Origin of the sequence: uncultured Devosia sp. (assembly GCF_964244875.1) — a bacterium.
Lineage (GTDB): Bacteria > Pseudomonadota > Alphaproteobacteria > Rhizobiales > Devosiaceae > Devosia.
In genome coordinates, this window is record NZ_CAXTKA010000016.1 from 1 (window position 1) to 13627 (window position 13627).

Annotated in this window: 12 protein-coding genes and 1 pseudogene; 12 read left to right on the forward strand and 1 reads right to left on the reverse strand. The window is 61.8% G+C overall.

The window, feature by feature from the left end; genetic code table 11:
- The 10 genes from sucC to ACFE8X_RS15915 all read left to right on the forward strand — a co-directional run.
- On the forward strand, nt 1-933 hold a 933-nt coding region (sucC, locus tag ACFE8X_RS15870), incomplete at its 5' end, for an ADP-forming succinate--CoA ligase subunit beta (RefSeq protein ID WP_375452470.1).
- Nucleotides 934-937: 4 nt separating this feature from the next.
- On the forward strand, nt 938-1309 hold the full coding sequence (locus tag ACFE8X_RS15875; RefSeq protein ID WP_375452471.1) for a cupin domain-containing protein: 372 nt from the start codon (nt 938-940) through the stop codon (nt 1307-1309).
- Nucleotides 1310-1317: 8 nt separating this feature from the next.
- Nucleotides 1318-2226 carry a succinate--CoA ligase subunit alpha gene (gene sucD, locus ACFE8X_RS15880; protein ID WP_375452472.1) on the forward strand — a complete coding sequence of 303 codons (909 nt, stop codon included), beginning with the start codon at nt 1318-1320 and terminating at the stop codon, nt 2224-2226.
- 273 nt (nt 2227-2499) lie between these two features.
- Nucleotides 2500-5499, forward strand: coding sequence for a 2-oxoglutarate dehydrogenase E1 component (locus ACFE8X_RS15885; protein WP_375452473.1), 3000 nt, complete (start codon nt 2500-2502; stop codon nt 5497-5499).
- A gap of 91 nt (nt 5500-5590) precedes the next feature.
- Entirely contained in the window at nt 5591-6958 is a 1368-nt protein-coding gene (odhB, locus tag ACFE8X_RS15890) for a 2-oxoglutarate dehydrogenase complex dihydrolipoyllysine-residue succinyltransferase (protein WP_375452474.1), read from the forward strand.
- A 125-nt stretch (nt 6959-7083) separates the two neighbouring features.
- The gene (locus ACFE8X_RS15895) at nt 7084-7842 is read left to right on the forward strand and encodes an SDR family oxidoreductase (protein WP_375452475.1); all 759 of its coding nucleotides are present in this window, start codon (nt 7084-7086) and stop codon (nt 7840-7842) included.
- 43 nt (nt 7843-7885) lie between these two features.
- Entirely contained in the window at nt 7886-8416 is a 531-nt protein-coding gene (locus tag ACFE8X_RS15900; protein WP_375452476.1) for a hypothetical protein, read from the forward strand.
- A gap of 96 nt (nt 8417-8512) precedes the next feature.
- Nucleotides 8513-9145: a LysE family transporter gene (locus ACFE8X_RS15905; RefSeq protein WP_375452477.1), complete on the forward strand. Its 633-nt coding sequence runs from the start codon at nt 8513-8515 to the stop codon at nt 9143-9145.
- Between the two features lie 29 nt (nt 9146-9174).
- A complete protein-coding gene (lpdA, locus tag ACFE8X_RS15910) occupies nt 9175-10584 on the forward strand; it encodes a dihydrolipoyl dehydrogenase (RefSeq protein WP_375452478.1) in 1410 nt (469 codons plus the stop codon).
- Entirely contained in the window at nt 10584-10913 is a 330-nt protein-coding gene (locus ACFE8X_RS15915) for a cupin domain-containing protein (protein ID WP_375452479.1), read from the forward strand. Before lpdA ends, ACFE8X_RS15915 begins: the two co-directional genes overlap by 1 nt.
- Nucleotides 10914-10983: 70 nt before the next feature.
- Here the strand turns inward: ACFE8X_RS15915 and ACFE8X_RS15920 are convergent.
- Nucleotides 10984-11602, reverse strand: a pseudogene (locus tag ACFE8X_RS15920) (hypothetical protein).
- Nucleotides 11603-11679: 77 nt separating this feature from the next.
- On the opposite strand from ACFE8X_RS15920, the gene ACFE8X_RS15925 reads away from it, so the two are divergent.
- Together ACFE8X_RS15925 and uxuA are read left to right on the forward strand one after the other, a co-directional pair.
- Nucleotides 11680-12294, forward strand: a complete 615-nt coding sequence (locus ACFE8X_RS15925; protein WP_375452480.1) for a trimeric intracellular cation channel family protein — start codon at nt 11680-11682, stop codon at nt 12292-12294.
- Between the two features lie 82 nt (nt 12295-12376).
- The gene (gene uxuA / locus ACFE8X_RS15930) at nt 12377-13588 is read left to right on the forward strand and encodes a mannonate dehydratase (protein WP_375452481.1); all 1212 of its coding nucleotides are present in this window, start codon (nt 12377-12379) and stop codon (nt 13586-13588) included.
- The last annotated feature ends 39 nt before the right edge of the window (nt 13589-13627 follow it).

Consider the following 13627-nt stretch of genomic DNA (forward strand, 5'->3'; position numbering starts at 1 on the left):
GGCAACACGCTGGTGACCAAACAGACCGGCCCGGCCGGCAAGCAGGTCAACCGCCTGTATATCGAGGACGGCGCCGATATCGCACGCGAGCTCTACTGTTCCTTACTGGTGGATCGGTCCACCGGACGAGTATCCTTCGTAGTCTCGACCGAAGGCGGCATGGATATCGAGGCCGTTGCCGAAGACACGCCGAACAAGATCATCGCGGTGGATATCGATCCGCTGGCCGGCGTGACCGGTAAGGACGTGGCCGAAATCGTTGCGGCGCTCAAGCTGGATGGCGACGCCAAGGCGGATGCGGCCATGCTGTTTCCCATTCTCTACAAGGCTTTTGTCGAAACCGACATGAGCCTGCTTGAGGTCAATCCGCTGATTGTGATGGCCGATGGGCATTTGCGCGTGCTCGATGCCAAGGTCAGCTTCGACAACAATGCCGCGTTCCGCCACGATGAACTCAAGGACCTGCGCGACCTGAGCGAGGAAGACGCCAAGGAAATCGAGGCCTCCAAGTTCGATCTGGCCTATGTGGCGCTCGATGGCAATATCGGCTGCATGGTCAATGGCGCCGGGCTGGCAATGGCCACGATGGACATCATCAAGCTTTACGGCGCCGAGCCGGCAAACTTTCTCGACGTGGGTGGCGGCGCTACCAAGGAGAAGGTGACGGCGGCATTCAAGATCATCACCGCCGACCCGGCCGTCGAAGGCATTTTGGTCAATATCTTCGGCGGCATCATGCGCTGCGACGTCATTGCCGAAGGCGTGATCGCCGCGGTCAAGGAAGTGGGCCTGCAGGTGCCGCTGGTCGTGCGGCTGGAAGGCACGCGCGTCAAGGAAGGCAAGGACATCCTCAACAAGAGCGGGTTGAACGTCATCTCCGCCGACGATCTGGACGATGCAGCGCAGAAGATCGTTGCGGCGGTGAAGGGCTAAGTCGATGGTGCCTCGCAAGATCAATCTGGTCGAGGCGGCCGAAGCTGGGATTAACGGCGTGTGGCAGCCCCATATTGCTGGCGAGATAAACGATAGCCAGATCAAGATCGCCAAATTCGGTCCGGTCTTCGACTGGCATGCCCATGAACACGAGGACGAGGCGTTCCTGGTGCTCAAGGGACGGATCGCCATCGATTTCAGGGATGGCGTGGTGGAATTGGGCGAGGGTGAATTCGTCGTCGTGCCCAAGGCCACCGAGCATCGGCCACGCGCGCTGACCCATGAGCCGATCGTGCTCATGGTGGAGCCTGCAACGACGATCAATACCGGCAATGCCGTCAGCGATAAGACCGTCACCGAACTCCGAAGACTGTAGGAAAATCCATGTCCATTCTCGTCGACAAAAACACCAAGGTGCTCGTGCAGGGGCTGACCGGCAAGACCGGGACGTTCCACACGGAGCAGGCACTGGCCTATTTCGGCACCCAGATGGTGGGCGGGGTGAACCCTAAAAAGGCCGGCGAGACCTGGACCAGCGGTGTCGATGCATCGGCGTCATTGCCGGTGTTTGCCTCCGTCGCCGAGGGCAAGGCGCGCACGGGCGCCAATGCGTCGGTGGTCTATGTGCCGCCGCCCGGCGCGGCCGACGCCATCATCGAGGCGATCGAGGCGGAAATTCCGCTGATCGTGTGTATTACCGAGGGCATTCCGGTGCTCGACATGGTGCGGGTCAAGGCGCGGCTGGCTGGATCGCAATCGCGGCTGCTGGGGCCGAACTGCCCCGGCGTGATGACGCCGGAGGAATGCAAGATCGGCATCATGCCCGGCTCGATCTTTTCCAAAGGGTCGGTGGGGATTGTTTCTCGAAGCGGTACGCTTACCTATGAAGCAGTGTTCCAGACCACCAATGAGGGCCTTGGCCAGACTACTGCCGTGGGTATCGGCGGCGACCCCGTCAAGGGCAGCGAATTCATCGATATCCTGGAGATGTTCCTGGCCGACGAAGCGACGAAGTCGATCATCATGATTGGTGAAATCGGCGGGTCGGCCGAGGAAGACGCGGCGCAGTTCTTGATCGATGAAGCCAGGAAAGGCCGCAAGAAGCCGATGGCCGGGTTCATCGCTGGGCTGACAGCGCCCAAGGGGCGTACCATGGGCCATGCCGGCGCCGTCATTTCGGGCGGCAAGGGCGGAGCCGAGGACAAGATCGCGGCGATGGAAGCCGCAGGGATCAAGGTGGCGGCATCGCCGGCGCGGATCGGCAGGACGCTGGCGGAAGTGCTGAAGGGCTGAGACGGAAGGACTTGATCGGGCCCTAACTTCGGAGATGTGACACCAAGGATTCGACCAATGTTGGTCGCGCTTCGGACACAGAATGGTGGTAGGTCAGCGGTGTGTCTGCAGTGGTGAATGTGAATTGAGCCGCAGTCCCGCTCAGGGTCTGCAACACTTAACAGGATACTAAGGATAAGCGGTCAGTATCCAACCGAATTTGAGGACCGCGTAAGGCCGGCTGGTTCGGCCCGTTGAGAAGGATGGCGGGGCGTGGGCCTCGCGACAAAAGCGATGGCACGACAAGAAAAGAACGACGAGTTCTTGCTGACTTCATTTCTTTACGGCGGCAACGCCGATTACATCGAACAACTTTACTCCCGGTTCAAGACCGATCCGGACAGCGTCGATCCGACCTGGGCCGGTTTTTTCGGCAAGCTGGACGATAGCGGCCCCGACGCCCAGAAAAACGTCGATGGGCCGAGTTGGAGCCGGAACGACTGGCCGCAAAGCGCCAATGGCGAACTGGTCAGCGCTCTGGATGGCAATTGGGGCGACATCGTCGTCAAGACTGAAAAAGTGCTGGCCAAAAAGGCCGAGGCCACCGGCGCTCCGGCGGCAACGCCTGGCGACGTGTTGCAGGCCACACGCGACTCGATCCGCGCCATCATGATGATCCGGGCCTATCGCATGCGCGGGCATCTGCATGCCGATCTCGATCCGCTCAAGCTCAAGGCCGACGAGCCGGCGCCCGAACTCGACCCCAAGAGCTATGGCTTCACCGAAGCCGATTTTTCGCGCAAGATTTTCATCGATGGCTATCTGGGGCTGGAATACGCCACCATCCCCGAAATGCTGGCGATCCTGGAACGCACCTATTGCGGCACGCTCGGCATCGAGTTCATGCATATCTCGGATCCCGAGGCCAAACAGTGGATCCAGGAGCGCATCGAGGGGCCGGAAAAGGAAATTTCGTTCACGCCTGAAGGCAAGAAGGCGATCCTGTCCAAGCTGATCGAAGCGGAGGGGTTCGAGAAGTTCCTCGACGTCAAGTTTACCGGTACCAAGCGGTTTGGCCTGGATGGATCGGAATCGCTGATCCCGGCGCTTGAGCAGATCATCAAGCGCGGCGGCGCCATGGGGATCAAGGATATCGTCCTGGGCATGGCCCATCGTGGCCGGCTGAACGTTTTGACCCAGGTGATGCACAAGCCACACCGGGCGCTGTTTCATGAGTTCAAGGGCGGCGCGTTTTATCCCGAGGACGTGGAAGGCTCAGGCGACGTCAAGTATCACCTGGGCGCTTCGTCGGACCGTGAGTTCGATGCCAACAAGGTGCATCTGTCGCTGACCGCCAATCCCAGCCATCTGGAAATCGTCGATCCGGTGGTGCTGGGCAAGGCGCGCGCCAAGCAGGACCAGCACATTTCCCCCGACGGCAAGCTGATCAATATCGCGACGGACGGCAAGCCGGATCGCACCATGGTGCTGCCGCTGTTGCTGCATGGCGATGCCGCGTTTGCCGGACAGGGCGTGATCGCCGAATGCCTGGGCCTGAGCGGGCTCAAGGGGCACCGGACGGGCGGATCCATCCATTTCGTGATCAACAACCAGATCGGGTTCACCACGAGCCCGCTGTATTCGCGTTCGTCGCCCTATCCGACTGACGTCGCCAAGATGATCGAAGCGCCGGTCTTGCATGTAAACGGGGACGATCCGGAAGCGGTGGTGTTCGCGGCCAAGGTAGCGGTGGAGTTCCGGCAGAAGTTCGGGCGACCGGTGGTAGTGGACATGTTCTGCTATCGCCGCTTCGGGCACAACGAGGGCGACGAGCCATCGTTCACCCAGCCCATGATGTATTCCAAGATCCGGGCGCACAAGACCACGCTCGAGATCTATTCGGAAAAGTTGATCGCCGAAGGCTTGCTGAGCGCCGAAGACATCGAAGCGCAGAAGGCCGGGTGGCGCACACATCTGGAAGGCGAGTTCCAGGCGGGACAGGATTATCGACCGAACAAGGCCGACTGGCTCGATGGCGTGTGGAAGGATTTCAAGCCCGCCGAGAAGGACGGCCCGCGCCGGGGCGATACCGGCGTGGGCATTGATACGCTGGCAAAGCTTGGGCAGAAGCTGAGCTACGTGCCGCCCGATTTCAACGTGCACAAGACTGTCAAGCGGTTCATGGACAATCGCCTGGCCGCGATCGAGGCTGGTGAGGGCATCGACTGGGCGACGGCGGAAGCCTTGGCATTCGGCACGCTGGTGAGCGAAGGCCATCCGGTGCGCCTGTCGGGGCAAGACGTGGAACGGGGAACCTTCAGCCAGCGCCATTCGGTGCTGAACGATCAGGTGGATGACCACACCTATACCCCGCTCAACAATCTGAGCGACAGCCAGGCGCGCTACGAGGTCATCAACTCGATGCTCTCGGAAGAAGCGGTGCTCGGGTTCGAATACGGTTATTCGCTGGCCGAGCCGAAGGCGCTGACCATCTGGGAAGCCCAGTTCGGCGATTTCGTCAACGGCGCGCAGGTGGTGATCGACCAGTTCATCTCCTCGGGCGAGCGCAAGTGGTTCCGCATGAGCGGGCTGGTGATGCTGTTGCCGCATGGCTATGAGGGGCAGGGTCCCGAGCATTCCTCGGCGCGACCGGAGCGGTTCCTGCAACTGTGTGCGGAAGACAATATGCAGGTGGCCAATTGCACGACGCCGGCCAACTATTTCCATGCGCTGCGTCGGCAGGTGAACCGCGATTTCCGCAAGCCGCTGATCCTGATGACGCCCAAGAGCTTGTTACGGCACAAACGGGCGACTTCGGGGCTCAACGAGTTAGGGCCCGATTCGTGCTTCCACCGCCTGTTGTGGGATGATGCAGAAGCGCCAGGCGCGCCCAAGACAACGGTACGGCTGGCGAGCGACGATAAAATTCGCCGCGTCGTGTTATGCACCGGCAAGGTCTATTATGACCTGCTGGAGGACCGCGAGAAGAAGGGGCTGAACGACGTTTACCTCTTGCGGCTGGAACAGCTCTATCCGTTCCCGGCCAAGGCTTTGCTGGATGAGCTCAACCGTTTCCCCAATGCGGAAATCGTCTGGTGCCAGGAGGAGCCCAAGAACATGGGCGCGTGGGCGTTCATTCAAGCCTATGTGGAATGGGTGTTCGACCAAATGGGCCGCAACGGGCAGCGCGTGCGCTATGTCGGCCGGCCGGCCTCGGCCTCGACGGCAACGGGCCTGATGCGCACGCATCTGGCGCAGTTGCAGGCGTTCCTCGACGAGGCCTACGCGACCTGATCGAAGGCGCTTTGAAGCGCCATCATAACGCGCTAGTTTGCGGCGTCCCGCTCAGGGGCGTCTTGGGACATAAGAAAAGGACCTGCCAATTATGTCGACCGAAATCCGGGTGCCGACCCTGGGCGAGAGCGTCACCGAAGCCACGATCGGACAATGGTTCAAGAAGGTGGGCGACAATGTCGCCGCCGACGAGCCGATCGTGGAACTGGAAACCGACAAGGTGACCATCGAAGTGCCGGCGCCGTCGGCCGGCGTACTCGAAGCCATTGCGGCCAATCCTGGCGATACCGTCGATGTGGGAGCGCTGTTGGGTGCCATCGGTGGGGCAGGGGCGGGCGTTGGTAGCCCACCGCCAGTGGCGCCGGCCGAGGCCAAAGCCGCGACGCCTGCCAACAATGCGGCCGGGCCAGAGCCCATCCAGGCGCAGCCTGCTGCCGCGCCAGTGACCGCCACGAGCATGCCGCCGGCACCGTCGGCGCAAAAACTGCTCAACGAAAAGGGCCTCAACGGCGCCGATGTCGATGGGTCCGGCAAGCGCGGGCAGGTGCTCAAGGAAGATGTGCTGCAGGCAGGCGGCAAACCGGCAGCACAGGTAGCGGCTTCACCGCTCGATACCAGCGGAGCGCCGGCGGTGTACCAGGCGGCTCCCGCTTCGGCCCCGGCTGTCAAGGCGCCCGAAGTCACGGCAGGCGCGCCTAAGCCGGTGGAGCCGCCCAAGGCTCCTGCTGCGCCACGCACGCCGAGCACTGCCGACGACGCCTCGCGGGAGGAGCGGGTCAAGATGACCCGGCTGCGTCAGACCATCGCGCGCCGGCTCAAGGATGCGCAGAACACGGCGGCTATGCTGACCACTTTCAACGAAGTGGACATGAAGCCGGTCATGGACTTGCGGGCGTCCTACAAGGAATTGTTTGAGAAAAAGCATGGCGTCAAGCTGGGCTTCATGGGCTTTTTCACCAAGGCCGTGGTCCATGCGCTCAAGGAGATCCCCTCGCTCAACGCCGAGATCGATGGCGACGAGCTGATCTACAAGCAATATGCCCATATCGGGGTGGCCGTAGGGACGGACAAAGGCCTTGTGGTGCCGGTGGTGCGCAACGCCGACCAGATGTCGATCGCCGAAGTCGAAAAATCGATCAATGCGCTGGGCAAGAAGGCGCGCGACGGGCAGTTGTCGATGGCCGACATGCAGGGCGGCACGTTCACCATCTCCAATGGTGGGGTCTATGGCTCGTTGATGTCGACGCCGATCCTGAACGCGCCGCAATCGGGCATTCTGGGCATGCATAAGATCCAGGAACGGCCGGTGGCGGTGAACGGGCAGGTCGTGGTGCGCCCGATGATGTATCTGGCGCTCAGCTATGATCACCGGATCGTCGACGGCAAAGAAGCGGTGACGTTCCTGGTGCGGGTCAAGGAAAGCCTCGAAGCACCGGAGCGGCTGGTGCTGGACCTTTAAGGGTTGGCGTATTGGGTTTGAAGAGGGCGCAGGCGACTGCGCCTTTTTGCTTGGCACCTGCCGCTAATGTGCTGCGCACGGAGCTTCACTTCTCACGACGTCATTTCCGCGAAAGGGAGGGTTTCATGTCCGACAATGTTCTTGTCGTCACGGGTGCATCGCGAGGGATCGGGGCGGCGACGGCGCTGCTGGCGGCGGAGCGGGGCTATAGTGTCATCGTTAATTATGCTGGCAATGTCACGGCAGCGGAAGCGGTTTGCGCGGCGATCCATGCCAAGGGGGGCGAGGCGGCTGCGGTGCGCGGCGACGTGGCGCTCGAGGCGGATATCGACCAGATTTTCGCGGCCGCCGATCGCATGGGGACATTGACCGGCCTGGTCAACAATGCCGGCGTGGTCGATCTGGCGACCCGGGTCGACGAGCTGACCCTAGCGCGGCTGGAGCGGATGTTCGCCATCAATACCTATGGGTCGATCCTGTGCGCCGGGCGCGCCGTCAAGCGGATGTCGACCAAGTTTGGCGGCAAGGGCGGTGCGATCGTCAATGTAAGCTCGGCTGCAGCCAAGCTGGGTGCACCCAACAATTATGTGGATTATGCTGCGGCCAAGGGAGCAATCGATACCTTCACGGTAGGCTTGGCGCTGGAAGTGGCGGGCGAGGGCATTCGCGTCAACGGTGTGCGGCCGGGGATTATCGCCACCGATATTCACGGCGCCGGCGGCGATCCCGACAGGGCGGAACGGATGGCACCATCGTTGCCTATTCCCCGCGCCGGCACGGCCGAGGAAGTTGCCAAGGCGATTATTTGGCTGCTGTCGGACGAAGCCAGCTATACCACCGGCTCGGTCATCAATGTCAGCGGTGGCCGCGCCAGCACGCCATAAACGCGATCTCCGGCAAAAGTGATCACGCTGCACCGGATCGGCAATGGGTGGGCAAGGATTTGCCGGTATCAGCCACGCCAAGCTGATGTTGCGCGTGATTGGGATTGGTGTCGGAGTGGTGTGGTTGGCAGGTTTGAGGGCAGTCGCGGGCGCGGCAATGGTGATGACGCTGGGCGGCATGGCGCTGGGGCAGGACAACGATCCCCAACTGGTGGGAGAACTGATGGCGTTTCACGGTTCGGCCGCCATCGTTTCGGCCATGACGTCCCATTGTTATGAGACGACGGGCCTCGACAGTGCTTACGAGACGGCGGGCGACAACTGGTATTTGCGCAATGTGGGGTTTCTCGAACTGGCGGACCGGGTGATCGACCGGCTGGGCGGCGGTGTACCCGGCCAGCTGGAAGCGGCTGAAACTTATGGCGGCACGCAGATCATGAGCGCCTACAATCAGGCCGGCGACAAGGACACCTTTTGCCGCAAATTCCTCGGCGAGGTTGAGAGCGGAGCGCTTGACATCGACAAGCAACTGGCCGCGCCGTTGAAGCGGGCACAGGAGATAGCCTCGCAATAATCGTTGCGCCACGGCGACAGTAACAGCTGGATTTGGCTTTCGCGGACGAGGCGTCCTGTGTAGGGATGGAGCGTGATATAACGGCGCGGTGAGACAATGGCGTTCCCATGGCTGGAATGGGCCGGCCTGATGTTGGCCTTCGGCATCAATGCGGTCATTCCAGGCGCCGATTTCGCGATGGTGCTGCGCCAGGCCATCGCCCACGACCGTCGCGCGTCGCTGTTCACTTCGGCCGGCATTGCCGCATCGATCCTGGTGCACGGCAGTTATACGCTCTTAGGCGTCGGGGTGATCGTGGGGCAGTCGCTGCTGCTGTTCAATATTCTGAAATGGGCAGGTGCAGCCTATCTGATGTGGCTGGCGCTTTCGGCGCTGCGCAGTGCGCCGCCGACGGCGCCAGATATTGCGGTTGCAGGTGACGTCAAACGCGGCGACTGGGCGGCCTTCGGGCTGGGCTTTTTGACCAATCTGCTCAATCCCAAGGCGGTGCTGTTTTTCCTCGCGCTGTTCACCACGCTAGTGTCGGCACAAACGGCAGGCGAGGTCAAAATTGTCTATGTCGCGTGCATGAGCATCATGCTGTTTGCCTGGTTCGCGCTGGTATCGGTGTTCTTTACGACGGCCAATATTAGGCAGGGCTTTTTCCGGTTGGGCCGATGGTTTAATCGGGTGACCGGCATTACATTTATTCTGTTGGCGGTCCGCGTGGCCGTGAGCCAGCAGCACTAGGCAGACCTGACGGTTATTGGGGCAATCTCATGGCAGACGCGTTCGATCTCACCATCATCGGCTCAGGCCCGGGCGGCTATGTCGCGGCAATCCGGGCGGCGCAATTGGGCCTCAAGGTGGCGGTGGTGGAAAAGTGGAGCACGCTGGGGGGTACCTGCCTCAATATCGGCTGCATCCCGTCCAAGGCGCTGTTGCATGCCAGCGAAATGTTCGAGGAGGCCAAGCACGGCTTTAAGGCGCTGGGCATCGAGATTCCGGCGCCGGAATTGAACCTGCCGCAGATGATGAACCACAAGGTAGAAACGGTGGCCGCCAATGTGGGCGGGGTGGATTATCTGTTCAAGAAGAACAAGATCACCCGCTTTCGCGGCATCGGGACTATCGCTGCGCCCGGCAAGGTATTCGTGACTCCGGAAAACGGCGCGCGAGAGGACATCGAGACCAAGACGATCGTCATTGCCTCGGGATCGGTATCGGCGAATTTGCCGGGGATCGAGATCGACGAAAAGCGCATAGTGACCTCGACAGGCGCATTGGCGCTGGAGCAGGTTCCGGGCAGGCTTTTGGTGATCGGCGCCGGCGTAATCGGGCTGGAGCTGGGTTCGGTATGGGCGCGGCTGGGTAGCCAGGTGACCGTGGTGGAATATCTCGATCGGATCCTGCCGGGGATGGACAGCGAAGTGGCACGGCAATTCCAGCGCATGCTGCAAAAGCAGGGCATGGAGTTCAAGCTGTCGAGCAAGGTTGCGGGGATCGACCGCGCCGATGATGGCTCGCTCAAGGTAAAGGTGTTGCCGGCGGCGGGCGGGGACGAGGAAGTCCTCGAGGCCGACGTCGCACTGGTGGCGATCGGGCGCAAGCCGTTCACGGAGGGGCTGGGGCTCGATATCGTGGGCGTGGCGCTGGATGAGCGGGGCCGCGTGCGGGTCGATGGGCACTACAAGACCTCGGTGGATGGCATCTACGCCATCGGGGACGTGATTGCCGGGCCGATGCTGGCGCACAAGGCCGAGGATGAGGGTATCGCGGTGGCCGAAATCCTGGCGGGGCAGGCGGGGCACGTAAACTACCATGCGATTCCGGCGGTAGTTTACACCAATCCCGAGATCGCCTCGGTGGGCAAGACCGAGGACGAGCTCAAGGCGGAGGGGGTGGACTACAAGATCGGCAAGTTTCCGTTCTCCGCCAATGGGCGCGCCAAGGCGATGCTGGCAACGCAGGGTTTCGTCAAAATTCTCGCCGATGTGGAGACGGATCGGGTGCTGGGGGCCCATATTGTGGGCAAGAATGCCGGCGATATGATCCACGAACTGGTGGTACTGATGGAATTTTCCGGCTCGGCCGAGGATTTGTCGCGCACGACCCATGCGCATCCCACATTGTCCGAGGCGGTGCGCGAGGCGGCGTTGTCGCTGCAAGATGGGGCGATCCATATCTGATGAGCAAGGTGTTTGCACAGGCCGGTGCGGCCCAATGGGTCGAACTGGCGCCGGGCAACCGGCGGCGGGTGCTGATCCACACGAGCGAAATGATGCAGGTGGAATTTGCCTTCGATGCCGGGGCAATTGGCGCGCTGCACAGCCATCCCCATGTGCAAGTGAGCTATGTGGCTGAGGGACGCTTCGAGGTGACCATCGATGGGGTCACCGAAACGGTAAGCACCGGAGGCAGTTTCATCGTGCCGAGCGGGCTGGTGCACGGAGTGCGGGCGCTGGAAGCGGGGCGGCTGGTGGACGTGTTTACGCCGGCGCGGGCGGATTTCTTGTAGTTTAGCTATTTGGGAAGAACCCCTCGACCAAAGATCCTGCCCCGCAAAAGCGAGGGCGGATGAGGGGTCCCTAGCCGATTTCTTCCAGCATTGCGGCATAGGCCACAGCGTGGGTTCCGGACCAGTTGGGATTGCCAGGGCCGGTCAGCCTTCCTCGGCGCGGCGGGATGTAGCTCAGGACTTGGCGGATCGGATCCTCGCGCCATTGCAGGTTGAAGGCAGCGAACTGGGGGAAGAATTCCATGTCCGAGTAAGGCAGGTGGTCATGCACCCACCAGGCGATGGCTTCCCAGTCGCCGGTGCGTTCATAATAGGATGAAGCGGTTGACGATGATGCAGGCTGTGGCGCCCTTGCGGCCGGCGGCGTCGCGGCGGTCCCAGATGTGGCCGGCATGATTGCTGTCATTGCTGCCGCAATTGAGCTTGTGGCGATTGCCGAATGCGTTGACCTCTGGCGAGCGATAGGCGGAGCGCACGGAGAGGCGGCCGAAGCGGGCCTGCAACGGCTCGAGCAAGGTCTCGCAAAGCATCTTGCCGCTGGCGATGGCGAGGTCGGGATCGTCCGGGAAATTGAGGAAGCCGTTGATGACGGCGATCTCCGAATAGAGAAAATCGCGCATGAAGAAGCTGGGCGACAGGCGGACGCGGCCGAACGTTTCGAGGGCCTTGACGCTAGGCGGCTTTGGCATGATCAACATCCTCTTGATGAGGAACCATGATCCGGCACTGACGTCGCGACAACCCGGTTTCCGCCGCGAGGGCGCCCATGCTGACCATGATCTTTTATGTCGCCGTCACGGTGGAGGCGATGACGGCGGCACTGGCGGCCGGCCGGCGCAAGATGGACTGGTTTGGGGTCTGCGTACTCGCCTGCGTAACGGCGCTGGGGGGCGGGTCGGCGCGCGATATCATCCTGGGGCACTATCCGCTGAGTTGGGTGGAAAATCCTTATCTGCTGGTGCTTAGCTGCGGGGCGGCGCTGCTGACCATCGCCATTGCCCGGATCGTGCATCGGTTGCGCTGGCCGTTCCTGCTGCTCGATGCGCTCGGGCTGGTGGTGTTTTCGATCATCGGGTGCAATGTGGGCATGGCGATGGGGGTGCATCCGGTCATCGTAATCGTCGCGGGCATGCTGACGGGCATTGTGGGCGGCATCTTGCGCGATGTGTTGTGCAACGACATTCCGCTGGTGTTCAGCGGTGAACTTTACGCCACGGTTTCGGCGCTGACGGGGGCGCTGTATTACGCGGGGCTAGAACTGGGCTGGCCGCATGACCTCGTGATCGCCGGAGCGGTGGTGGTCGGGTTTTCGCTGCGTGTGACGGCGATCATGATGAAATGGGAAATGCCCAAATTCGTCTACGACAAGGATTTGCGATAAACGCACGATGACCTGAAGCTTAGCGCTTTATCGAAGCGTGGCGGTGTGGCAAATCACTTCCATACAAGCGTGGAGGGATGCCTTGCGACAGACATGGCGGTGGTTCGGCCCGCAGGACCTGACCTCGATCGATGACATTACCCAGGCCGGCGCCGCGGGCGTGGTCAGTGCGCTGCACCATGTGCCCAATGGCGTAGTATGGACACCCGAGGAAATCGCCAGGCGGCATGGCGAGATCGGCACGCGCAAGGACGGAACGCCATCGGGGCTCACCTGGGACGTGGTCGAGAGCCTGCCAGTTACCGAGGACATGAAAAAGCAGAAGGGCGATTGGCGCGCCCATATCGAAAACTACAAGACTTCGATGCGCAACCTATGCGATAGCGGCATTGCGGTGATCTGCTACAATTTCATGCCGGTGCTGGACTGGACGCGCACCGATCTGCGCTGGACGCTGCCCAATGGCGGCTCGTGTATGCGTTTCGATATCAACGATTTCGCGGTGTTCGATATCCATATCCTCGAGCGACCGGGTGCGGCCGCCGACTACGGCAACCTGGTCGCCGACGAGGCCGGACGGCGTTTTGCGCGGCTGGACGAGGCGGGCAAAAAGGCGTTGGCGCGCAATGTGACCATGGGTCTGCCCGGATCGACCGAATCGATGACGCTAGACGATTTGCGGGCGCATCTGAATGAATATGGCGCGATCTCCGCCGAGCGGTTGCGGGCGCATTTCGTGGATTTCCTCGAGGCGGTGGTGCCGACGGCCGAGGAGCTCGGGATGCGGCTATGCTGCCACCCCGACGATCCCCCGTTTGCGATGCTGGGCCTGCCGAGAGTGATGTCGATCGAGGCGGACTATGCAACCATGCTCGACGCGGTGGACAGCCCGGCCAACGGGATGACGCTGTGCTCGGGCTCACTGGGCGCGCGGCCAGACAACGACTTGCCCGGGATGATGGAGCGGCTGGGCCATAAGGTGCACTTCCTGCACCTGCGCAACGTCAAGCGTGACGGTGACGCCATCGCCGGCTCGTTCCACGAGGCCGAGCATCTGGGCGGCGACACGGATATGGTAGCGCTGATCGCGGCGATAGTGCGCGAGGAGAAAAAGCGCAGGGCCGCAGGGCGGTCCGACCACACCATTCCGATGCGGCCCGACCATGGCCAGGACATCATGGACGATCTGGGTCGGCGCTCGCAGCCGGGCTATCCGACGATCGGGCGAATGAAGGGATTGGCGGAATTGCGTGGCGTTATGACGGCGCTGGAACATGGCGTGCTCGGCGTTTGAGGCCTGTTCGACAGTGGAATGACGGCGATCGATTGCGCA